The organism is Streptomyces sp. NPDC057010, from assembly GCF_042673805.1.
Classification (GTDB): domain Bacteria; phylum Actinomycetota; class Actinomycetes; order Streptomycetales; family Streptomycetaceae; genus Streptomyces.
This window is the reverse complement of record NZ_JBHUSC010000049.1, coordinates 19,077-40,622: the sequence shown is the minus strand read 5'-3', so window position 1 is coordinate 40,622 and position 21,546 is coordinate 19,077. Positions and strand designations below refer to the sequence as shown.

Below are 21,546 nucleotides of genomic sequence, written 5' to 3'. Positions count from 1 at the left end.
TGACGTGGCGAAGGGGCGGTCCCTCCTCGGGACCGCCCCTTCGGCGTACCGTCACACCTGCCGCAACGGCTAGTTCCAGGCGTTGTTCTGGTTCTGCGCGTGCGAGCCGTGCTGGCCCATGCCGAACTGCGCGGCGACGCCCTGGCCGAGCTGGGCGTTCTGCGGCGGCAGCACCTCGCTGGGCTGCACCAGCGCGATGCCGGTGCCGAGGAAGCTCAGCTCCCAGCCCTCACCGGTGTTGCCGCGCCGCCGCCACACCCCGCTGGAGTGCGTCTGGGCCTGCATCTGCACCCGGAGGGAGGTGGACCAGGCGACGATGGCGTCCGCGTCGACGTTGACGTACTTGTCGGGCGTGACGTGCATCATCAGCGGCTGCCCGGAGGTCATCAGCGCGACCTTGCCGCGGCCGCTGATGTTGAGCTGGTACTTGCCGGAGCCCGAGATCCCGTACTGGCTGTCCACCGCGATGACCTCGGTGTGCAGGGTGGAGTCCAGGGCCAGGACGTAGCTGCTGTCGACCGTGAGGCCGTCCTGGTCCACATCCACGACGTGGACGTACTGGGCCAGGTTGGCCAGGTAGACCGTGCCCTGTCCGGAGCAGCGCATGAGGTCCAGGCCCTCGCCGGTGCGGGCGCGGGCGCGGCGCTGGTTGGAGGTCTGGTACTCGCCGTCGAAGTCGATGAGTCCCTGGTAGGCGACCATGGCGCCCTTGCGGGCGAGTACGTCGTCCGAGCCGGTCAGCGAGACCCGCAGCAGCTGCGGGTTCTGGATCGCGTACCGCTCCTGGGACTGCGCCTCGGTGTGGGCGAAAAGTGAGCTCTGCATGATGTTCCCGCTCCCCCTCAGCCCCGGACCCGGAGCCGGTCGGTGCTGTCCTCGCTGGGCTGTACGACGACGATGCCCTGGCCGGAGAAGGCCATCTGGTAGGCCTCCCCGCTGCCCCGGCCGACCAGCGACGAGGCCTTGAAGCTGCGCTTCCCCTTGACCTTGAGGTTCGGGGACCAGGCGACGAGCGCGTCCGGGTCGACGTACGTCTCGTCCTCGCCGCGGCCGCAGTCGACGACGATCGGGGTGCCGCGGGAGGTGAGGGCGACCCAGCCGGTGCCCGCGACCTGCACGTTGAACAGGCCCTGGCCGGCGAACTTGGCGAGGCCCTTGACCCGTTCGACGCCCCACTGGAGGTGGGCGTCGAAGGCGAGCAGGTTGGTGCCGTTGACCGAGAGCGAGTCGTTGTTGAGGTTGATGACGACGACGTCGGCGCCGTAGTCGGCGAGGTAGAGCAGGCCGTCGCCGGTGCACTTCATCAGCGGTGCGCCTTCGCCGGTGATCCACTGCGAGGCCATCTGGCGGACGGCCGGCGGGTTGGGCTCGTACTGGACGAAGCCCTCGTAGGCGACCATCGAGCCGGTGCGGGCGAAGAGGTCCTGCCCGCTCTGCATGGCGACCTTGAGCATGGCCCGCCCGTGGTTCTCCATGCGGGCCGTGACGGGGGTCGGGGCGTAGCCCGCGAGCTGCTGGTTCATTGCGTTCATGTCGGGCTCCCTCAGACCTCGTACGGCTGGACGACGATGAAGTTGCCGGGAGCGCCGCGGAACTGGAGGTTCACGGTTTCCCCGCTGTGGCCGGGGTAGGCGTTGCGCCGGAGCCGGACCTGGCTGGACAGGATCACCTGGGAGGCGGAGGACCACGCCACGATGGCGTTGCTGTCCGCGAAGGTGGTCGGGGTGACGGGGAGGACGACCGGGACGCCGTGCGTCTTGACGATCACCGTGCCCGTGCCCTGGAACTGCATGGTGAACAGGGCGCCGCCGGGGATGCCGTGGCCCTCGATGCGGCGGACCTCGTGCTGGAGGGACTCGTCGAAGGCGAGGACGGCCTCGGCGGAGACGCAGATGCCGTCGCCCTGGAGCTCGATGGCGTGCAGGTGCGCGCCGTTCTCGGCGAGGAAGACCTGGCCGCGGCCGGTGCAGCGCATGAGCTGCATCTCCTGGCCGGTGGCGTTGCCGACGATGCGGCCGGCGAAGCCGGCGCCCTTGTAGCTGAAGTCGACCTTGCCCTGGTAGAGCACCATGCTGCCCTGGCGGGCGAGGACGGCCTGGCCGCCCATGGCCAGGTCGACGCGCATGAGCTGCTGGTTCTGCGGGGTCCAGCGGGTGCCGGTGGGGGCTTCCTTGTACGGCTGGAGGGCGGCGGCGAGGCCGGCACCGGCGGGGGCGGCGGCCTGCGGGGCGTAGCCGGGGGCGGGCTGCTGGCCGGGGAACTGGCCGGGCGCCTGGCCGGGGAACTGGCCCGGGACGCCCGGGGGCTGTCCGTAGCCCGGCTGCTGCTGGCCGTACGGAGCGGGGGCCGGGGCGGGCGGGGGGACCTGGCCGTACGAGGGCTGCTGCGGCTGCCCGTACGGCGCGGGGGCCGGCGGGGCGGCGAGCGGGGCGGCCATGGTGGGCGCCGAGTGCTGCGGGTAGGCCTGCGGCTGCGGGGCCGGGGCGGGCACGGGCGGCGCGCCGAAGGACGGCGCGGGGGCCGGGGCCTGGGCGGCCGGGGCCGGGGCCGGGGCGCCGAACGACGGGGCCGGGGCGGCTGCCTGCGGCGGCGGGGCGAACCCGGGCGCGGCACCGGCCTGGGCCGCGGGCTGCTGCTGCGGCTGCTCCTCCTCGGCGACCTCGCCGCCGAAGTTCTTGAGCAGCGCGGCGAGTCCGCCGTCGAAGCCCTGGCCGACGGCGGCGAAGCGCCACACGTCCTTGAGGTAGAAGTCGCCGAGCATCACGGCCCGCTCGGTGGTGAACTCGGAGCCGGTGAACGCGTAGCGGACGACCTCTTCGCCGCCCGCGACGATCCGGATGTAGCCGGGCCCGATCTGCGACATCTGTCCGTCGCCGTCGATGGTGGCGGTGAAGGACAGCTTGTGGATGGACGCCGGAATCCGGTCCAGGGTCACCCGGAATGATTCGGTGTCACCCGCCTGGGCGCCGAGCTGCTGGATGGACTCCTCGGGCGACTTCGGCTGGTTGAAGAAGACGAAGTAGCGGTCGTCCGACAGCTGCTCGTTCACATCGAGCCCGAAACAGCTGATGTCGAAGGTGAGTCCGGGCGCGGAGATCTGCACGCCCACGTACAGGTCGGTGCCCGCGGTCAGATCACTGATCTTGGCCTTGTGGCCGCGTTGGAATTCCCTCGTCATACGTAACGACCGTCCCCCATCCCGACTGAATGCGTGCGGCTCAGGCTAACGGCTCCTGCCGACATCCGGCCAAGTCGGTACCGAGCCGGTACATACTCCGTGCGCGACGGGGGTGGGGCCAGAGGTGGGTGGGGAGCGGATTCGGCTATTCCTCGCGCGCGGCGGGGACCTTCGGGAGGCGCTCGGCGGCGACCACGCCCTCCAGGTATCCGCGGGCCCGCTCGGTGCGGGGGTAGGCCTCCAGCAGCTGCCAGAAGCGGGGGCCGTGGCCGGGGACGAGGAGGTGCGCCAGCTCGTGCAGGAGCACGTAGTCCACGACGTACTCCGGCATCCCCTGGAGGCGGTGCGAGAGCCGGATGCTGCCCTCGGCGGGGGTGCAGGAGCCCCAGCGGGTGTTCTGGTTGGTGACCCAGCGGACCGAGCGGGGGCAGGCGCGGCCGCTGAAGTACTGCCCGGACAAACGCTCGGCGCGCTCGGTGAGTTCCGCGTCCCCGAGGGTGCGCTTGCTCTCCTGGGCGGCCAGTTTGTCGAGCATGACGCCCACCCAGCGCTGTTCCTCGGCCTCGGACATCCGGGCAGGGATGAGGACGACCGTACGGTCACCCTCGCGGTAGGCGGATACGGTCCTGCGGCGGCGCGCGCTCCGGCGGACTTCTACGGCGCGCTGCGGTGGGTCGGCGGACACGCCACGACGGTACCCGGTAGGCGTGGTCGAAGTCCCGTCCGTCCGGGGTTCGAACATGATCGATTCACCGCGGGCACACGGAACACCCCTTTTCTTCATCTCATATGCCTAATACCCCTCGCCTGTGGACAAATTTCTGCACGGATTTCGGCGGACGGGCACTGTTGCGGAGGAACAGAGAACGAACGCGGAGGAATTCCGGAAGCGGGGGGATGACCATGTATCCGAAGGTGAAGCCGGCGCTGGCCCGGGCCTGGCGGGATGTGCAGACGGTGCAGTTCGGGGTGACGCCGGCGCACGCGGTGGTGGTCGGTCCCGTCGACACGGCGACGGGGGCGCTGATCGACCGGATCGACGGGACGCGGGGGATGGACCTGCTGCGGGCCGAGGCCTCGGGGATGGGGCTGCCGGACGGCCGGGCCGACGAACTGGTCAGGCGGCTGGCGGGGGCCGGGCTGCTCGACGACATCACGGCGGGCGGCCCGCGGGCCCAGGCCGTGCGCGAGCGGCCGGAGGCCCTGGAGCGGCTGGCGCCCGATCTGGGCTCGCTGTCGCTGGTCCACCGGGCGCCGGGCGGGGACTTGCGGGGCATCGCCGCGCGCCGGGCGATACGGGTGCAGGTGCGCGGGAGCGGCCGCGTCGGCGCGCTGATCGCCGCGGTCCTGGCGGGGGCCGGCGTGGGCGGGGTCGAAGTCCTCGACGGCGGCCGGGTGGAGCCGGCGGATGTGGCCCCCGGCGGGCTGGGGCCCGCGAGCGTGGGCCGGCTGCGGGCCGAGGCCGCGGGGAAGCTGGTGCGCGAGGCCGCTCCGGGGCGCCCGCCGCGGGCCGGGGAGAGCGGGGGGCCGGAGCCCGGGCTGGCCCTGGTGGTGGTCGCGCCGCGCGAAGGGCTGCACGCCTGGGCCCCCGATCCGGACACCGCATCGGACTGGATCGCCGCGGGCATCCCGCACCTGTACGCGGGAGTGCTGGAGGGCACGGGGCTGGTGGGGCCGCTGGTCCTTCCCGGGACGACGGCCTGCGCGGGGTGCATGGAGCGCGAGCGGGTGGACCGGGATCCGGCCTGGCCGCGGATGCTGGTGCAGTGGCGCTCGGCCCGCCGCCGAAGAGCCGGCGCCGCCTGCGATCTGGGGCTGTCCACCGCGGTGGCCGGGCTGGCCGCGGCCCACGCCCTGTCCTTCCTCGACGGCGAGCTGCCCGCTTCCACCGCGTCCCGGTGGGAGGCCGCGCTTCCGGCCCTGCACTGGGAGCCGGACCCGGTTCGCGCCCACCCCCACTGCCCGTGCGGGGCGGGTGCGGAAGGTCCAGCGGCGCTGGAGCGGTCGGGAGGAGGATCGGGAGCGGATCGCCCGGGAGGGCCATGACAGGATGCTTGGGTCTGAGGTCCGAGGGCCGGCGAATCTGCCCGAACCGCCGCTTGCGGCGCAGCTGTCTGGGAAATGGAGGGGCGTATGTCTGATCTTCCCCGGAAGGCGGTCACCCGTACCGTCAAGCTGGCCGCGCTGCCGCTCGGCATAGCGGGGCGGGCCACGTGGGGGCTGGGCAAGCGGATCGGGGGCAAGTCCGCGGAGATCGTGGCGCGGGAGCTCCAGAACCGCACCGCCGAGCAGCTGTTCCGGACGCTCGGGGAGCTGAAGGGCGGTGCCATGAAGCTCGGGCAGGCCCTGTCCGTCTTCGAGTCGGCGCTGCCCGAGGAGGTCGCGGGGCCCTACCGGGCGGCGCTGACCAAGCTTCAGGAGGCGGCGCCGCCGCTGCCCGCGGCCACGGTGCACCAGGTGCTGGCCGACCGGCTCGGTGCGGACTGGCGGGACCTCTTCGAGGAGTTCGAGGACAAGCCGGCCGCGGCTGCCTCCATCGGGCAGGTGCACCGGGCCGTGTGGCACGACGGCCGGCAGGTGGCCGTCAAGGTCCAGTACCCGGGGGCCGGTGAGGCGCTGCTGTCGGACCTGAAACAACTGGGCCGCTTCGCCGGGCTGTTGGGGCCGCTGATACCCGGCATGGAAATCAAGCCGCTGATCAAGGAGTTGCGCGACCGGGTCGCGGAGGAGCTCGACTACGAGCTGGAGGCCGAGGCCCAGCGGACGCACGCGGACGCGTTCGAGGGCGATGCGGACGTGGTCGTACCGGATGTCGTGCACCAGGGTGACCAGGTGCTGGTGACCGAGTGGATGGAGGGGACCCCGCTGTCGGAGGTGATAGCCGACGGCACGCAGGAGGAGCGCGACCGTGCCGGACAGCTGCTGGCCCGGTTCCTCTTCTCCGGGCCGGCGCGGACCGGGCTGCTGCACGCGGATCCGCACCCGGGCAACTTCCGGCTGATATCGGGGCCGGACGGCCGGATGCAGCTGGGGGTGCTGGACTTCGGCACGGTGGACCGGCTGCCGGGTGGCTGGCCCAAGCCCATCGGCCGGTCGCTGCGCATGACGCTGGAGGGCGATGCCGAGGGGGTCTACGGGCACCTGTGCGCCGAGGGGTTCGTGAAGGAGTCCATCGATCTGGACCCCGATGCGGTGCTGGACTACCTGAAGCCGATCATCGAGCCCGCCGAGGCCGAGGAGTTCACCTTCACCCGGCCGTGGCTGCGCGGCCAGGCGGCGCGGATCGCCGATCCCCGCTCTCCCGCGCACCAGTTGGGGCGCCAGATCAACCTGCCTCCCTCGTACCTGCTGATCCACCGGGTGACGCTGAGCACCATCGGCGTGCTGTGCCAGCTGGGCGCGACCGTGCGGCTGCGGGACGAACTGGACTCCTGGCTGCCGGGGTTCCCGACCGCGGAGTGAGGGCGCGGGGCGAAGGAGGGCGGGGCGGCTCCGGCTCACCACCAGGAGGAGTCGAGCCTGCCCTCGATCGCCCGGAGGTTGGCCCGGGCGCAGTCGACGCAGAAGTACTGTCTCGTCCCGTTCTCCACCGAACAGGTCCAGGTGGGCGGGGCGCCGTTGGGGGACTCTGCGCCGCAGCGCGCGCAGACGACGGGCTGGGCCTCGGGTCCCCGGGGGGCGGGGTGGGGGTTCGGCTGGTCCACCTCCAGACGATATCCCCGTAGGGGGTGGACAGCCCTTCGCAACGCACCGGGGGGACCGGTCCGTTCGGACCGGTCCCCCGGGGATCTTCTTCTCTGTCAGCCGTCGGCTGTCAGTGCATGACGGCCATGGCCAGCGCGCGCCGGGCGCGCATCGAGACGCGCTCGGCTCGCCGCTGCATGCGGCGGGCGGCCAGCAGGCGCAGGGCGTGACGCTCGGCGTCGGCCTCACGCATGCGGTCGTCCATATGGGCACGGGCCAGGGCTTCTGGGATGAGTTGCATTTCGCGGGTCCTGTTCTGACGCGAGGTGATCGCGCCGGCGGTGATGAAGTCTGCGTGGGCGGAGCCGTGCGGCTGCTCGCTCGTCGTGTGGGCGGTCATGAGGGCCTGCTTCAGGGGGTCGTGCGTGAGGGGGCGGTCGATGGTTCCGTTGGCGGTCATGCCGCGACAACCGGGTTCTTGCGCGGACGGCCACGCGGGCGCTTCCGGGCTACGACGACACCCTGGACGAAGAGCTCGCCGCCCCAGACACCCCAGGGCTCGCGGCGCTCGGTCGCCCCGGCGAGGCAGGCCTCGACCAGCGGGCAGGTCCGGCACAGGGACTTGGCGTACTCGACGTCCGCCGGGGACTCGGCGAAGAAGACCTCGGGGTCGAAGGTGCGGCACGGAACGGGGACGCCGAGGTTCTCGATGGCGTCGTCGAGCGCGGTCAGCGCGGTGAGCGGGGTCAAGGCGTGGTCCTCCGGGACTGCGGGCGGGGAGATCGTTTGGGTCTGCGGTACGGACGGGGCGTGCGCTTCGAGTTGCACGGTGGTTTCTTCCTCGTCTTGTTCGGCTAGTCGTTCCGGCCGGTTGGCCGGGTGGCGGCTGGTCTTGCCAGTCCCGAGGCCCCTTCGCTCCGTCGTCCCCGTTCGGGGACAAACAGAAGGGCCGCGGATCCCGGGTGGGGTTCCGCGGCCCTGAAGGCGCCGGCCTGATCATGCGATCAGGCTGGATCACTCCAGGGTTCGAGCCCACGGAAGGCCCACATCAGGTGGTGCTGCTGCGTCGTCTGCGTCGTCTGCTTCGGCTGGGATCCGGCACCGGCTGCGGCCGCGAAGCCATAGGCTCCATGCGCCTGGGCTTCCGCTACTGCCACCAGTGCCTTGGTCGGTCGCTCATTGCGGCGCGCGCCGGCCGCAAGGCTCGCCGAGAGGGCGGGGCTGTCAGCGGAAATCGCGGACAGACCGGTACCCCGGAGGGAGACGGAACCGAGCAGGCAGGAAGCGGCGACCGAGCGATCGGTCATTTTGGTGGTGGTCATGAAGCTGGTCACTGGTCTCGCCTCCTCTCGGCGTCTCGGGGACGGGGCCCGGGGGCCTGTCCCATGCGTATTCGGATAAGTACAGCACGGATCCGGGGCTTCGGAGAAGCCACCGTTTCCGTTGCTAAGAACCTATGGGTCTTCGCTGGGCATGTGCAAACTATTTTTCCGACGAGTTTCTACGCGTCGTCAGGATCCTCGACCGCAGGCTCCTGACCTGCACAGATGGCCAGGACGTCGGCGCCGTACCGGTCGAGCTTGCGGACGCCCACTCCGGAGATCATCGACAGCTCCCCCGGCTCGGAGGGTCCGGCCTCCGCGATCGCCATCAGCGTCTTGTCCGTGAAGACGCAGTACGGGGGCAGGCCCTGCTGCTTCGCCTGGGCCGACCGCCACTCCCTCAGCCGCTCGTAGAGTCCTTCGTCCATGTCGGACGGGCAGTCCTCGCAGCGCATCAGTTTGAGCTCGCCGGCCTCGGTCAGGGTCTTGCGGCACACCCGGCACAGCGTGGGGCCCCGCCTGTCGCGCCTCCGGGCCAACCGGTCGGCCGCGGAGCCCGGCAGGCTCCCGGGGGCCACGGAGCCTGGCCGCAGGCCGTTCAGGAAGCGGCTGGGGCGTCGGGAGACCCTGCCGCCCGGGGCGCGGGAGAGCGCCCAGGAGAGGGTCAGGTGCAGCCTCGCCCGGGTGACGCCGACGTAGAGAAGCCGGCGCTCCTCCTCGACCTGCTCGTCGGTCTTGGCGTAGGTGATCGGCATCATGCCGTCGGTGAGGCCGACGAGGAACACGGCGTCCCACTCCAGGCCCTTCGCCGCGTGCAGCGAGGCCAGGGTGACGCCCTGGACCGTCGGGGCGTGCTGGGCGGCCTTGCGCTCCTCCAGCTCGACCGTCAGGTCCGCCAGGGTGGCGCCGGGCCGGCTGCGGGCGAAGTCCTCCGCGAGGCGGACGAGGGCGGCCAGCGATTCCCACTGGTCGCGCACCGCGCCCGAGCCGACGGGCGGCTCGGCGCTCCAGCCGGTGGAGCTGAGCACGGCGCGGACCTGGGAGCCCAGTTCCACGACGTCGTCGAGGACCCGGTCGTTGCCGCCGGAGCGGGCCGCTCCGCGCAGCGCGAGGATCGCCTTCTGGACCTCCTGGCGCTCGAAGAACCGCTCGGCTCCTCGCAGCTGGTAGGGGACGCCGGCGTCGGCGAGGGCCTGCTCGTAGCCCTCGGACTGGGCGTTGATACGGAACAGCACGGCGATCTCGCCAGCCGGCACGCCCGCCGCGATCAGGTCGCGGATCCGCGCGGCGACGCCCTCGGCCTCGGCGGGCTCGTCCGGGTACTCGGCGTAGACGGGGTCGGGGCCGGGCTCGCGCTGGGAGACCAGCTCCAGGCGGTGCTCGGCGGCGCGGCCCCTGGCCTGGTTCAGCAGGCCGTTGGCGAGGTGCACCACCTGGGGGGTGGAGCGGTAGTCGCGGATCAGCTTGACCACGGTGGCCTGCGGGTAGCGGTTGCGGAAGTTCAGCAAGTGGTCGGGGGTGGCGCCGGTGAAGGAGTAGATCGTCTGGCTGGCGTCGCCGACGACGCACAGGCTGTCGCGCTCGCCGAGCCACAGGTCGAGCAGCCGCTGCTGGAGCGGGCTGACGTCCTGGTACTCGTCGACGACGAAGTGCTGGTACTGGGCGCGGATCTGCTCGGCGATGTCGTGGCGGTCCTGGAGGATGCCCACGGTCAGGAGCAGCACGTCCTCGAAGTCGATCATGCCTCGGTCGCGCTTGAGCTGCTCGTACGTCCCGTAGATCTGGGCGATCTCGGCCATGTCCCGGGGGGCCTCGCGGCCGGCCTTGAGGGCGGCCGCCGGATAGTCGGCCGGCACGGTCTGGGTGACCTTGGCCCACTCGATCTCGCCGGTGACGTCGCGCAGCTCGCCGCGGTCGAGGCGGATGCGGCAGCGTGCGCCGGCCTCGGCGACGAACTGGATCTTGCGCTCCAGCAGCCGGGGGACGTCGCCGCCGACCGCCTTGGGCCAGAAGTACTGGAGCTGGCGCAGGGCGGCGGAGTGGAAGGTCCGGGCCTGGACCCCCTCCGCGCCGAGGCCGCGCAGGCGGCCGCGCATCTCGCCGGCGGCGCGGTTGGTGAAGGTGACGGCCAGCACACTGGCCGGCATGAGCTGCCCGGACCGGACGCCGTAGGCGATGCGGTGGGTGATCGCGCGGGTCTTGCCGGTACCGGCTCCGGCCAGCACGCACACCGGTCCGCGCAGGGTCGTCGCGACCTCGCGCTGCTCCGGGTCCAGGCCCAGGAGCACCGCGTCCGCCGAGTCGGCGGCGGCGGGGAAGGATGAGGAGTGCGTTGCTGCTGTCACCCCGCCATGCTGCCAGGTCTCGTGGGCCGGGCGGGAAACTTGTCCACAGGCAGCCCTTGTCCGTCGTACTTGTCATACCGGCCCGTCACGCCGGGTCGCCACCGCGTGCGGGAATGGCGGCGCGGTGCCGTACGTTCGAGTACTCGGACCGACCAGGCCCCGAGACCGGCCGAGACCCACAGAGGAGACCGCAGCATGCAGGACAAGGGTTCCGTGACGATGTACAGCACGACCTGGTGCGGCTACTGCCGCCGGCTGAAGACCCAGCTGGACCGGGAAGGCATCGCGTACAACGAGATCAACATCGAGCTGGACCCCGAGTCCGCGGCGTTCGTCGAGAAGGCGAACGGCGGCAACCAGACGGTTCCCACCGTCCTCGTGGTCTCCCCGGCCGGCAGCGAGTCGGTCATGACGAACCCGAGCCTGGCCCAGGTCAAGCAGGCCCTCGCCGTCTGACCGGTCCTCGCGCAACAGAGCGGCCCCCGCCTCGGCGGGGGCCTTCTGCGTTCCCGCCCCGCGTCAGGCGGCGGGGGCGGGCCTGGGCAGGGGCCGGCCGTACCAGAGCTCGACCAGGCGGGCGGCGATGGAGATGCCCGACGGCGGGATGACCTCGCCGGACTCGAACGCCTCGCTCAGCTCCTCGCGGGAGAACCAGCGGGCCTCCTGGATCTCCTCGCCGTCGACGTTGATCTCGGAGGTGGTGGCGCGGGCGTTGAAGCCCAGCATCAGGCTGTACGGGAACGGCCACGGCTGGCTGGCCACGTACTCGACCTCGCCGACCCGGACGCCCGCCTCCTCCCACACCTCGCGGATCACGGACTGCTCGATCGACTCGCCGGGCTCGACGAAGCCGGCGAGGGTGGAGAACCGGCCCTCCGGCCAGTGCACCTGGCGGCCCAGCAGCGCGCGGTCCTGGTCGTCCGTGACCAGCATGATCACGGCCGGGTCGGTGCGCGGGTAGTGCTCGGCGCCGCAGCCCGGGCAGCGGCGGATGTGCCCGGCGGCCGCGACCACCGTGCGCTCGCCGCAGCGGGAGCAGAAGCGGTGCATCCGCTGCCAGTTCTCCAGCGCCACCGCGTGGACCATCAGCCCGGCGTCGCGCGGGTTCAGCAGCAGGCCGGCCTCGCGCAGGCCGGCCGGGCGGGCCGACTGGTCCATGCGGCCGGGCAGCGAGTCCTTCTGGAGCGCGAAGTACCGTACGCCGTCCTCGTCGGTGCCCAGGAAGTAGCGGTGCGTCTCGGTGGCCGGGGCCTCGAAGGCCGGGGTCATCACGATGGCGGTGCCGCCGTCGGGGGTGTCGTCGATCAGGACCTGGCCGCCGGAGACGACGAACACGCGGGTCGTCGGGTGGCTCCAGGCGGCGGCGAGCCAGGCCTCGTCGAGGCGGTGGTGCGCGGCGCGGTCGATTCCGCTGGGCGCGGTGAGCGAGAGAGGGCGCTCGGTTTGGGTGCTCACAGGTACTTCCAACTCCCCCGGTGGTGGGACAAGGCAGGCTCAGTGACAGGCAGGCTCAGTGGCTCGTGACTGGGACTCGGTGGCTCGGGACTCGATGGCTCGGTGGGTCGTGGGGTGGGCGCGGGTCAGGCCGGCTTCCAGTGGGCGGCCAGGTCGCCCCACAGGTAGGCGGTCGTCTCGACGCCCTTGAGGAGCAGGTCCAGCTCGACCTTCTCGTTCGGCGAGTGCCAGCCGTCGGACGGGACGGAGATGCCGAGGAACAGGACGGGCGCGTCCAGGACGTCCTGGAGGTCGGCCGCCGGGCCGGAGCCGCCCTCGCGTGTGAAGCGGACCTCCTGGCCGAAGGCCCGGCCCATGGACCGTACGACCGACTGCAGCGCCGGGTGGTCCAGCGGCGTCAGGCACGGGCGGGTCGGCGCGCCGAAGATGATGGTATGCCGGATTCCGTCGGGGATGCGGGCCGCGACCCAGTCCCGTACGGCCGCCTCGACCTCGTACGGGTCCTGCCCCGACACCAGGCGGAACGACAGCTTCAGGTGGGCGGAGGCGGGCACGATGGTCTTGCCGCCGGGGCCCTGGTAGCCGCCGCCGATGCCGTTGACCTCGGCGGTCGGGCGGGCCCAGACCCGCTCCAGGGTGGAGTAGCCCTTCTCGCCGGCGGCCGCGTGGGACCTGGCCGTACGGAGCCACTCGGACTCGTCGAAGGGGAGCTCGGAGATCAGCCGGCGCTCGGCCTCGGACAGCTCCGCGATGTTGTCGTAGAAGCCGGGGATCGTGACCCGCTCGTCGGCGTCGTGCAGGGCCGCGACCAGACGGGCGGCGACGGTGGCCGGATTGGGCACGGCCCCGCCGAAGGCGCCGGAGTGGATGTCCTGGTCCGGGCCGTGGAAGTCGATCTCGCAGTCGGCGACGCCGCGCATGCCGGTGCAGACGGTGGGGGTGGTCTCGGACCACATGCCGGTGTCGGAGACGATCACGACATCGGCGGCCAGCGCCTCGGCGCGTTCCTCGACGAGGGCGCGGAAGTGGATGGAGCCGGACTCCTCCTCGCCCTCGATGAGGAGCTTGAGGTGCACGGCGGGGGCGTCGGCGCCGGTGGCCGCCAGGTGCGCGCGCACGCCGAGGGTGTGGAAGAAGACCTGGCCCTTGTCGTCGGCGGCGCCGCGGCCGTACATGCGGCCGTCCTGGACCACCGGCTCGAACGGGTCCGTGTGCCAGCCGTCGGCGAGGGCGGCGGGCTGCACGTCGTGGTGGCCGTAGACGAGGACGGTGGGGGCGGCCGGGTCGGCGGCCGGCCAGTGCGCGAAGACGGCCGGGGCGCCGGGCGTCTCCCAGATCTCGGCGACCGGGAAGCCGGTCTCCTTGAGCTTCGACGCGAGCCACTCCGCGCTGCGGCGGACGTCGCCCTCGTGTTCGGGCTGGGCCGAGACGGAGGGGATGCGGAGCCACTCGGCGAGGTCGTCGAGGAAGGCGGCGCGGTGGGTGTCGATGTACGTGCGGACGACGCTGTCCGGCGGGGTGTCGCTCATGCCCACGAGCCTAGCCGTCCACCTGGTGGGCACCGTCCGGGCCCGGTTCCCCTTGGAGGATCCGCTCAAGGCGGGCGCGGTCGGGGAGGTTGCGGGGGCGGATCACGCGGCCGCTGCGGACGTGCAGGAAGGCGGCGGTGACCTGGTCGAGGGGGGTTCCGGTGGCTTCGGACCAGGCCAGGCGGTAGACGGCGAGCTGGAGGGGGTCGGCCTCGGTGGTGCGGCCGGTCTTCCAGTCGACGATCTCGTACGAGCCGTCCGGGTTGCGGTACACGGCGTCGATCCGGCCGCGGATGACGCGGCCGGCGAGGGTGAGCTGGACCGGGGCCTCCATGCGGTGGGGCGGGCGGTCGGCGTACGGGCTGCGCTCGAACGCGGCCTTGAGGGCGTCGAGGTCGGCCTCGTCGGCGACCTCCTGGTCGGAGCCGGGGAGTTCGGTGGCGGGGTCGAGGACGTCGAGGAGCGGGAGCGGGAGCTCGTCGAAGCGGGACTCGACCCAGGCGTGGAAGCGGGTGCCCTGGCGGGCGGCGGGCTGGGGCGGCTTGGGCATGGGGCGGGCGAGCTCGCGGACGAAGCCCTGCTCGTCGGCGGCGAGGCGCAGCAGCTGGCTCGCGGAGAGCGCGGCCGGGAGCTCGACGTCGCGCACGGCGGCGCGGGCACGGCGCAGCTCGCCCTCCAGGGCCTCCAGGTCACGGTCCCAGGAGGCGATGGCGCGGGCCTCTTCGGGGGTCAGGCCCGCGGCCCCGGGCGGCGGCACGGCTGCGCCGCGCGAGGGCTGCGGGGGCTCCGCCGCCCAGGGCTCACCGGCCCACGGGTCGTCCGGATCCTGCCCCCCGGCGGGAACGGAGGCCTCCGGCCCGGGCACGGCGACGCCGCCCGACGCGTGGGGAGCGGCAGCCGCCCAGGGCTCCCCCGCCCACGGGTCCTCGGGGTCCTGCCCCCCGGCAGGTGCGGGCGCGACGGCCTCGGCAGGCCGGTCGGCGGCCCGTCGGGCGGGGGGTACGGCGGAGCCGGAGGTGTCCCCCACCCCGCCCCTTCCCGAAACCGGGGCGCTGCCCCGGCCCCCGGACGCGGGCGCGGCTGCGCCGCCCGACGGCTCCGCGGCCGAAGCCGCCCAGAGGTCGTCCGGGTCCTGCCCCGCGGCAGGGGCCGGGCCCTCCCGCCCGGGCGCGGGCGAGGCGTTGCCGCCCGCGGCATGCGGGGGCTCCGCCGCCCAGGGGCCGTCGGACCAAAGGTCGTCCGGGTCCTGCCCCGCGGCATGCGGGGGCTCCGCCGCCCAGGGGTCGTCGGGGGTGCCTGCGGGCCAGGCGGGTTCGTCCTCGTAGGACGGGTCCTCGCAGTGCGGGGGCCAGAGGTACGACTCTTCCGGCTTCGGGGCCGGCTCCGGCGTCGCCAGGTAGGACTCGACCAGGGCCGCCGCCTCGCGGCGGAGGGTGAGGGATTGCGGGTCCAGGGGCAGGGGCCAGGAGTGGTCCGCCTCCGCCGCCGCGGAAAGGGACGGGTTCTCGGCGTCGGGCTCCGGTTCGTCCGCCCAGGCCTCGATCTCGCCGTGACCGGCCGCGCAGTGGTCGTACAGGGCGGTGAGGAAGGGGGACGGGCCGCGGCGCCGCTTCTGGGTCGGGCCCCACCAGTGGCCCGAGGCCAGGAGGAGGGACTTGGGGCGGGTGAAGGTCACGTAGCCGAGGCGGAGTTCCTCCGTGGCCTTGTGGTGCTTGAGGGCCGCCTTGAAGGACTTCAGGCCGGCCGAGGTCCAGGCAGGGTCCCCGGGCAGGGTCGTCGCGTCGCCGCGCAGCGCGTACGGGAGCACCTTCGCGTACGAGGTCCAGGCCTCCGGGGGCTTCTCCTTGGGGAAGGAACCCGTGCAGAGGTCCGGGACGACCACCACGTCCCACTCCAGGCCCTTCGACTTGTGGGCTGTCAGCACCTTGACCGTGTTCTCCCCGCCGGGCAGGGCGTGGTCCAGGCCCTTCTCGTACTGGGCCGCTGTACGCAGGAACGCCAGGAAGGCCAGCAGCGAGGCCTCGCCGTCGAGGGCGGCGAAGCCCGCGGCGACGTCCATGAAGCTCGAAAGCGTCTCGCGGCGGCGGGCCGCCAGGGCGTGCGGGGAGGCGGAGAGCTCCACCTCCAGGCCGGTCGCGGACAGCACGCGGTGCAGGACGTCCATCAGGGGATCGGCCAGCGAGCGGCGCAGGTCGCGCAGTTCCTGGGCGAGGTGCGCGAAGCGGACCCGGGCCTCCGCCGAGAAGGGGAGGTCGTCCGGGGCCGATCCCGCGCCGTCGAGGAAGGTCTCCAGCGCGTCGGCCAGGGACACGATCTCCGCCGGGTCGACGCCCTCCACCGCCGCCGCCAGCCGTTCGTCGGGATCCGCCTCGGCCGGCGAGCGGCCCACCAGCAGCCGGGCGCGTCGGCCCAGCAGGGCCAGGTCGCGCGCGCCGATCCGCCAGCGCGGGCCGATGAGGAGCCGGACGAGGGAGGCGTTGGCGCCCGGGTCCTGGAGGACCTCGCAGACGGCGACGAGGTCCGCGACCTCGGGGAGGTGGAGGAGCCCCGACAGGCCGACCACTTCCACGGGGACGTCCCGCTCGACCAGGACGGCCTGGATCCGCGCGAAGTCCCCGGCGGAGCGGCACAGTACGGCGATCTCGCGCGGCTCCGTCCCGGTGCGGACCAGGTGCGCGACGGAGTCCGCGAGCCACTCCAGCTCCTGGGCGTGGGTCTCCAGCAGGGCGGCGCGGACGAAGCCGGCACCCTCCGCGCCGGGCGCCGGGCGCAGCGCCTCGACTCCCTCGTGCATGTCGCGCAGCGGGGCGGCGAGCCCGTTGGCGAGGTCGAGGAGGCGGCCGCCGCTGCGCCGGTTCTCGCTGAGCGAGAGCCGGGTGGCGGGGGTGCCGTCGGCGTGCGGGAAGTGCTCGGGGAAGTCGTCGAGGTTCGCGACGGAGGCACCGCGCCAGCCGTAGATGGCCTGGCAGGGGTCGCCGACGGCGGTCACGGCGTGGCCGGTGCCACCGCCGAAGAGGCCGGAGAGCAGGAGGCGCTGGGCGACGGAGGTGTCCTGGTACTCGTCCAGGAGGACGACGCGGAACTCCTCGCGCAGCAGGGCGCCGACCTCGGGCCGGGTGGTGGCGAGCCGGGCGGAGAGGGCTATCTGGTCGCTGAAGTCGAAGAGGTCGCGGGAGCGTTTGGCGGCGCGGTAGCGGCCGACGAGTTCCAGCAGTTCGAGGCGGCCGCGGACGGCCTCGGGCACCTTGCGCAGGTCGTCGTTGGTGAGCTTGACGTCGGCGAGGGTGTTCAGCAGCCCGGTGTCGTACGCCCGCAGCTCCGCCGGTTCGACCAGGTGCTCGGAGAGCTCGGCATCGAGCGCGAGCAGGTCGCCGACCAGGTCGGGGACGGACTTGGTGAGGGACGGGTACGGGCCGGGGGCCTCGCGCAGCACCTTGGCCGCGAGCTGGAAGCGGGTGGCGTCGGCGAGGAGGCGGGAGGTGGGCTCCAGGCCGATGCGCAGGCCGTGGTCCTTGAGGAGCTGGCTGGCGAAGGCGTGGTAGGTGGAGATCCGCGGTTCGCCGGCGGCGGCTTCGGCATCGGCCGGGGACGGGTCCGGGTCGGTGATGCCGGCCCGCGCGAGGGCCTTGCGTACGCGCTCGGACAGCTCGCCGGCGGCCTTGTTGGTGAAGGTCAGGCCGAGGACCTGCTCGGGGGCGACCGCGCCGGTTCCGACGAGCCAGACGACGCGGGCGGCCATGACGGTGGTCTTGCCGGAGCCGGCGCCGGCGACGATGACCTGCGGGGCGGGCGGGGCGGTGGCGCAGGCCAGCTGTTCGGGCGTGAAGGGGATGCCGAGGAGCTCCTTGAGCTGCTCGGGGTCGGTGAGGAGGGAGGGACGCGCGGACACGTAAAGAGGCTAGCCGCACCCGCTGACACTCCCCGCCGCCCGCCGCATGCCGGACGCCTCCCGCCGTGCGCCCGGCCGCGGCTCGCGCCTGCCCGGTCTCACTCCACGGTCTGGCGGCCTTCGGGGCGGGCGCTGCACGAGCTGCGGAAGGAGCAGTGGTCGCACTGTCGGCCGGTGACGGGCGCGAAGCGCTCGTCGAGGACGCGGCCGGCGGCCGTGGCGAGCAGGTCGCCGACCCACTCCCCGGCCAGCGGCTCCTGCGCCTGGATCCTGGGGTCGGCGGCGCCCTGGCGGAGCTGTACGAGCTCGGCGCCGCCGGGCGCGGGGCGCAGCCCGTCGAAGACCTCGTCGACGGCGCCCTCGCGGACGGCGAGCTGGTAGACGGCGAGCTGGGGGTGGCGGGCGACCTCGGCCTTCGTGGGCGCGGCCTTGCCGGTCTTGAAGTCGACGACGTACGCCCGCCCCTGCGGGTCCGATTCGACCCTGTCCATGGAGCCCCGGATCCGGACGGCGTACTCGCCCGCTTCGAGCGTGACGTCGAACGCGTGCTCCGTGGCCACGGCCGCCCGGCCCCCGCGGTCGGTGGTGTGCCAGCGCAGGAAGCGTTCGAGGGCGGCGCGGGCGTTGTCCTTCTCCTGGGCCGATTTCCAGGGGGCGTCGAAGGCGAGGGCGTCCCAGACGGAGTCGAGGCGTTCCATGAGGACGGCCAGGTCGGCGGGGGTGCGGCCGGAGGCGACCTCGTCGGCGAGGACGTGGACGACGTTGCCGAAGCCCTGGGCGGCGGTGGAGGGGGCGTCGGCCTTGACCTCGCGGCCGAGGAACCACTGGAGGGAGCAGGTGTTGGCGAGCTGGTCCAGGGCGCTGCCGGAGAGGGCGACGGGGCGGTCGCGGTCGCGGAGCGGGACGCTGCTGCGGGTGGGCTCGTACAGGCCCCACCAGCGCTGCGGGTGCGCGGCGGGGACCAGGGGGCGGTCCTCGTCGTCGGTGAGCGCGGCGAGGCGGGCGAGGCGCCGGGCGGCCGCCTCGCGCAGGGCGGGCGAGGCGTCGGGGTCGACGGTGGTGGCGCGGAGCTCGGCGACGAGCGCGGGGACGGCGAGGGGGCGGCGCGGGCGGCCGGTGACGTCCTTCGGGGTGACCCCGAGCTCGGTGAGGAACCGGGAGGGCTGGTCGCCGTCCTCGGCGGGGGCCTTGACCGCGGTGACGACGAGGCGGTCGCGGGCGCGGGTGGCGGCGACGTAGAAGAGGCGGCGCTCCTCGGCGAGGAGCGCGCCGGGGGTGAGGGGCTCGGCGAGGCCGTCGCGGCCGATGCGGTCGGCTTCCAGGAGGGAGCCGCGGCGGCGGAGGTCGGGCCACAGGCCCTCCTGGACGCCGGCGACGACGACGAGGGACCACTCCAGGCCCTTGGAGCGGTGGGCGGTCATCAGCCGGACCGCGTCGGGGCGGGCGGCGCGGGCGGTGAGGGTGTCGGCGGCGATGTCCTCGGCTTCGAGCTGTTCGAGGAAGTTGAGGGCGCCGCTGCCGCCGGTGCGGTCTTCGGCGCGGGCGGCGGTGTCGAAGAGGGCGCAGACGGCGTCGAGGTCGCGGTCGGCGTTGCGGCCGGCCGCGCCGCCGCGGCGGGCCCGGCGTTCCAGCCGGTCGGGCCAGGGGGTGCCGTCCCAGAGGGTCCACAGGGCCTCTTCGGCGGTGCCGCCGCCCTGGAGAAGCTCGCGGGCCTTGCGCAGGAGCAGGCCGAGGCGCTGCGCTCCGCGGGCGTAGGCGGGGTCGTGGGCGGTGAGCCGTTCCGGCTCCGCCAGGGCGCGGGCGAGCAGGACGTCGGAGGGCGCGGGCACCTTGACGCCTGCGGCGCGCTCCTCGTCGCGCAGGGCCCGTCCGAGGCGGCGGAGGTCGGCGGCGTCCATGCCGCCGAGGGGGGAGGCGAGCAGCTCGATGGCCGCCTCGACCGTGACGCCTCCGGCCGCGACGCCTCCGGCGGGGTCGGCGGCCTCCTCGGGGCCGGGCCCCGGGTCCCCCGTCTCGCCTTCGGCGTCGGAGTCGGCGGAGTCCGGCACGGCCGGGCCGGGGCCTGCGGCGCCCGGGCCTGCGGCCGGCTCCGGCGCGGCCGGGCCGGGCTCATCGGACGCCTCCGGCGTGACAGGCGCGGCCACGGCCTCAGCCGCAGCCGGCAGGGGTTCGGCGGCCGCGGTGGCCGTGACGCGGAGGGCCGTCAGGAGGGGGGCCACGGCCGGTTCGTGGCGCAGGGGGGTGTCCGTGCCGTCCGTTTCGGCCGGGACGCCGGCCGTGATCAGGGCGCGGCGCATCGCCGGGAGGGTGCGGCCGCCGGAGCGGACCAGGACGGCCATGTCCTGCCAGGGGACCCCGTCCTCCAGGTGGGCGCGGCGCAGGACGTCGGCGATGTTGTCCAGTTCGGCGCCGGCCGTCGGGAACGTGAGGACCTCCACCCGGCCGCCCTCCCGCACCGGTTCCAGGTTGCGGTGGGCGCGGACCGCGGCCTGCGGGAGGCGGGGAACGGGCATACGGGCCGTCAGGAGGCGGGTGGCGGCGAGGAGGGCGGCGGACGAGCGCCTGCCGACCGTCAGGGCGTGGACGGCAGCGCCCGGGAAGGCCGACTCGAAGTCCAGGATGTTGTTGATGTCCGCGCCGCGGAAGGCGTAGATCGACTGGTCGGGGTCGCCGAACGCGACCAGCGTGCCGGCGGGGCCGGTCAGGGCCCGCAGCAGCCGCAGCTGCGCCGCGTCCGTGTCCTGGTACTCGTCGACGAAGATCGCGTCGTACGAGGAGGAGAGGGAGGGGGTGCGCTCCGCCAGCAGCACGGCGCGGTGGACCAGTTCCGCGTAGTCCAGGGTGCCCTGCATGTCCAGGACGTCCAGGTACTCGGAGAGGAACGCCGCGGCGGCCTTCCAGTCGGGGCGGCCGATCCGGGTCGCGAAGGAGTCGAGCGCCGAAGGGCCGAGGCCCAGTTCGCGGGCGCGGGCCAGGACGGCCCGGACCTCGTCGGCGAAGCCGCGCGTGGTGAGGGCGGCCCGCAGGTCGTCCGGCCAGCGGATGGAGCGGATCTGCCGCTGGCCTTCCAGCAGGGTGCGGACCGTCACGTCCTGCTCCGGGCCGGACAGCAGCCGCAGCGGGTCGGCGAACAGCTCGGTGTCCTGGTGGGCGCGGACGAGGCCGTAGCAGAAGGAGTGGAAGGTGGTGGCCTGCGGAGCGCGCGCGCCGCCGAGCCGCAGGGCGGCCCGGTCCCGCAGTTCCACGGCCGCCTTGCGGCTGAAGGTGAGGATCAGGATGCGGGCGGGGTCCGTGCCCGCCTCCACGCGGGCGGCCGCCGCCTCGACCAGGGTGGTCGTCTTGCCGGTGCCCGGTCCGGCCAGGACCAGCAGCGGTCCGCCGGTGTGATCAACCACCGCCCGCTGGGCTGCGTCCAGAACAGGGGGGTCCACCCGCTCCGGCCCGGTGCGCACGAGCCGGTACGCGTCAGGGGTCCGCGTACGCCGCCGCTCGGTGCGGTCGGAGGAAGAGGTCATCACGTGAAGCGCCGGTCCTGGTGGGTCTGCCTGTGCCGCGGGCGCGGCCCCGGCCGAAGTCGAAGAGGCAACGCTACGGCAAGCGGGGGACCTCGCGCAGTTCCTCCGGGTCCCCCGTACGGTCCTTCGCACGCGCGCTCGACCGCCCGTGCGGGCCTCGCATGGCGGAAGCTGTCAGGTGTGAACCTCGTCGCGGTCCCCCTCGCCGCCGTCGGCACCCTCGCCGTCCCAACGGGCCCGGCGCATGTCGAGCCGCGGCTCGCCGGACGCCGTCGTGCGCAGCGGGGTGGCCTCGGCCCGGTAGTGCTCCAGGGCGCGCCGCTCGGCGCCGGGCAGCGGTACGCCGTCCGCGCGCACCACGCGCCACCAGGGCACGACTCTCCCGTACAGGGACATCACGCGGCCGACCTGTCGCGGCCCTCCCTCGCCGAGCCACTCGGCCACGTCCCCGTACGTCATCACCCGGCCGGGCGGAATCCGCTCGGCCACGTCCAGCACTCGCTCCGCGTACGCGGGCAGCTCCTCGCTCATTCCGCCCATGGTGCAGCACGTCGGCGGCCCGCCGACGGAAGGCTGGGTTCCGCACCGGCGCGCACCCTGATGCCCCGCTCGCCGGTCGGTCCGTGCCA

17 protein-coding genes are annotated in these 21,546 nt (G+C 73.7%); 3 read left to right on the top strand and 14 right to left on the bottom strand.

Going from position 1 to position 21,546, the window contains the following annotated elements:
• Window positions 1–69 precede the first annotated feature (69 nt).
• The 4 genes from ACFTXQ_RS29500 to ACFTXQ_RS29485 all read right to left on the bottom strand — a co-directional run bounded on the left by ACFTXQ_RS29500 (window position 70) and on the right by ACFTXQ_RS29485 (window position 3,920).
• The gene (locus tag ACFTXQ_RS29500) at window positions 70–825 is read right to left on the bottom strand and encodes an AIM24 family protein (RefSeq protein WP_382646349.1); all 756 of its coding nucleotides are present in this window, start codon (window positions 823–825) and stop codon (window positions 70–72) included.
• Window positions 826–842: 17 nt separating this feature from the next.
• Window positions 843–1,523 (bottom strand): AIM24 family protein, encoded by a 681-nt coding sequence (locus tag ACFTXQ_RS29495; RefSeq protein WP_382646386.1) that lies wholly within the window; start codon window positions 1,521–1,523, stop codon window positions 843–845.
• Window positions 1,524–1,543: 20 nt separating this feature from the next.
• Window positions 1,544–3,178 (bottom strand): TerD family protein, encoded by a 1,635-nt coding sequence (locus tag ACFTXQ_RS29490; protein WP_382646347.1) that lies wholly within the window; start codon window positions 3,176–3,178, stop codon window positions 1,544–1,546.
• 145 nt (window positions 3,179–3,323) lie between these two features.
• Window positions 3,324–3,920: a M48 family metallopeptidase gene (locus ACFTXQ_RS29485; RefSeq protein WP_382646344.1), complete on the bottom strand. Its 597-nt coding sequence runs from the start codon at window positions 3,918–3,920 to the stop codon at window positions 3,324–3,326.
• A 161-nt stretch (window positions 3,921–4,081) separates the two neighbouring features.
• Between ACFTXQ_RS29485 and ACFTXQ_RS29480 the strand changes: the two genes are divergently transcribed.
• Together ACFTXQ_RS29480 and ACFTXQ_RS29475 are read left to right on the top strand one after the other, a co-directional pair.
• Window positions 4,082–5,224 (top strand): ThiF family adenylyltransferase, encoded by a 1,143-nt coding sequence (locus ACFTXQ_RS29480; RefSeq protein ID WP_382646383.1) that lies wholly within the window; start codon window positions 4,082–4,084, stop codon window positions 5,222–5,224.
• A gap of 87 nt (window positions 5,225–5,311) precedes the next feature.
• Window positions 5,312–6,640: an ABC1 kinase family protein gene (locus tag ACFTXQ_RS29475; protein ID WP_382646342.1), complete on the top strand. Its 1,329-nt coding sequence runs from the start codon at window positions 5,312–5,314 to the stop codon at window positions 6,638–6,640.
• 35 nt (window positions 6,641–6,675) lie between these two features.
• Here the strand turns inward: ACFTXQ_RS29475 and ACFTXQ_RS29470 are convergent, their stop codons facing one another.
• The 5 genes from ACFTXQ_RS29470 to ACFTXQ_RS29450 form a co-directional block, all read right to left on the bottom strand.
• Window positions 6,676–6,882 carry a hypothetical protein gene (locus ACFTXQ_RS29470; protein ID WP_382646339.1) on the bottom strand — a complete coding sequence of 69 codons (207 nt, stop codon included), beginning with the start codon at window positions 6,880–6,882 and terminating at the stop codon, window positions 6,676–6,678.
• Window positions 6,883–6,992: 110 nt separating this feature from the next.
• On the bottom strand, window positions 6,993–7,322 hold the full coding sequence (locus ACFTXQ_RS29465) for a hypothetical protein (RefSeq protein WP_382646336.1): 330 nt from the start codon (window positions 7,320–7,322) through the stop codon (window positions 6,993–6,995).
• Entirely contained in the window at window positions 7,319–7,690 is a 372-nt protein-coding gene (locus ACFTXQ_RS29460; RefSeq protein ID WP_215013586.1) for a WhiB family transcriptional regulator, read from the bottom strand. Before ACFTXQ_RS29460 ends, ACFTXQ_RS29465 begins: the two co-directional genes overlap by 4 nt.
• Window positions 7,691–7,866: 176 nt before the next feature.
• Window positions 7,867–8,184, bottom strand: a complete 318-nt coding sequence (locus ACFTXQ_RS29455) for a hypothetical protein (protein ID WP_382646380.1) — start codon at window positions 8,182–8,184, stop codon at window positions 7,867–7,869.
• 179 nt (window positions 8,185–8,363) lie between these two features.
• Window positions 8,364–10,529 (bottom strand): ATP-dependent DNA helicase UvrD2, encoded by a 2,166-nt coding sequence (locus ACFTXQ_RS29450; RefSeq protein ID WP_382646333.1) that lies wholly within the window; start codon window positions 10,527–10,529, stop codon window positions 8,364–8,366.
• Between the two features lie 195 nt (window positions 10,530–10,724).
• Between ACFTXQ_RS29450 and ACFTXQ_RS29445 the strand changes: the two genes are divergently transcribed.
• Entirely contained in the window at window positions 10,725–10,985 is a 261-nt protein-coding gene (locus tag ACFTXQ_RS29445) for a mycoredoxin (protein WP_382646331.1), read from the top strand.
• 63 nt (window positions 10,986–11,048) lie between these two features.
• On the opposite strand, the gene nudC is transcribed toward ACFTXQ_RS29445, so the two are convergent.
• The 5 genes from nudC to ACFTXQ_RS29420 all read right to left on the bottom strand — a co-directional run bounded on the left by nudC (window position 11,049) and on the right by ACFTXQ_RS29420 (window position 21,457).
• Window positions 11,049–11,996 (bottom strand): NAD(+) diphosphatase, encoded by a 948-nt coding sequence (nudC, locus tag ACFTXQ_RS29440; RefSeq protein ID WP_382646328.1) that lies wholly within the window; start codon window positions 11,994–11,996, stop codon window positions 11,049–11,051.
• Window positions 11,997–12,109: 113 nt separating this feature from the next.
• Window positions 12,110–13,513: a dipeptidase gene (locus ACFTXQ_RS29435; RefSeq protein ID WP_382646326.1), complete on the bottom strand. Its 1,404-nt coding sequence runs from the start codon at window positions 13,511–13,513 to the stop codon at window positions 12,110–12,112.
• A gap of 10 nt (window positions 13,514–13,523) precedes the next feature.
• On the bottom strand, window positions 13,524–17,402 hold the full coding sequence (locus tag ACFTXQ_RS29430) for a UvrD-helicase domain-containing protein (RefSeq protein WP_382646323.1): 3,879 nt from the start codon (window positions 17,400–17,402) through the stop codon (window positions 13,524–13,526).
• Between the two features lie 98 nt (window positions 17,403–17,500).
• Window positions 17,501–20,917: an ATP-dependent helicase gene (locus ACFTXQ_RS29425; RefSeq protein WP_382646320.1), complete on the bottom strand. Its 3,417-nt coding sequence runs from the start codon at window positions 20,915–20,917 to the stop codon at window positions 17,501–17,503.
• Window positions 20,918–21,091: 174 nt separating this feature from the next.
• Complete coding sequence (locus ACFTXQ_RS29420) at window positions 21,092–21,457, bottom strand: MGMT family protein (protein ID WP_382646317.1); 366 nt, start codon at window positions 21,455–21,457, stop codon at window positions 21,092–21,094.
• Window positions 21,458–21,546 lie beyond the last annotated feature (89 nt).

Coding starts and splice junctions, on each gene's coding strand:
- ACFTXQ_RS29435 (WP_382646326.1), bottom strand. CDS start 13,513: ATGAGCGACACCCCGCCGGACAGCGTCGTCCGCACGTACATCGACACC.
- ACFTXQ_RS29475 (WP_382646342.1), top strand. CDS start 5,312: ATGTCTGATCTTCCCCGGAAGGCGGTCACCCGTACCGTCAAGCTGGCC.
- ACFTXQ_RS29420 (WP_382646317.1), bottom strand. CDS start 21,457: ATGGGCGGAATGAGCGAGGAGCTGCCCGCGTACGCGGAGCGAGTGCTG.
- ACFTXQ_RS29490 (WP_382646347.1), bottom strand. CDS start 3,178: ATGACGAGGGAATTCCAACGCGGCCACAAGGCCAAGATCAGTGATCTG.
- ACFTXQ_RS29425 (WP_382646320.1), bottom strand. CDS start 20,917: ATGACCTCTTCCTCCGACCGCACCGAGCGGCGGCGTACGCGGACCCCT.
- ACFTXQ_RS29500 (WP_382646349.1), bottom strand. CDS start 825: ATGCAGAGCTCACTTTTCGCCCACACCGAGGCGCAGTCCCAGGAGCGG.
- ACFTXQ_RS29465 (WP_382646336.1), bottom strand. CDS start 7,322: ATGACCGCCAACGGAACCATCGACCGCCCCCTCACGCACGACCCCCTG.
- ACFTXQ_RS29455 (WP_382646380.1), bottom strand. CDS start 8,184: ATGACCACCACCAAAATGACCGATCGCTCGGTCGCCGCTTCCTGCCTG.
- ACFTXQ_RS29445 (WP_382646331.1), top strand. CDS start 10,725: ATGCAGGACAAGGGTTCCGTGACGATGTACAGCACGACCTGGTGCGGC.
- ACFTXQ_RS29485 (WP_382646344.1), bottom strand. CDS start 3,920: ATGTTCGAACCCCGGACGGACGGGACTTCGACCACGCCTACCGGGTAC.
- ACFTXQ_RS29495 (WP_382646386.1), bottom strand. CDS start 1,523: ATGAACCAGCAGCTCGCGGGCTACGCCCCGACCCCCGTCACGGCCCGC.
- ACFTXQ_RS29480 (WP_382646383.1), top strand. CDS start 4,082: ATGTATCCGAAGGTGAAGCCGGCGCTGGCCCGGGCCTGGCGGGATGTG.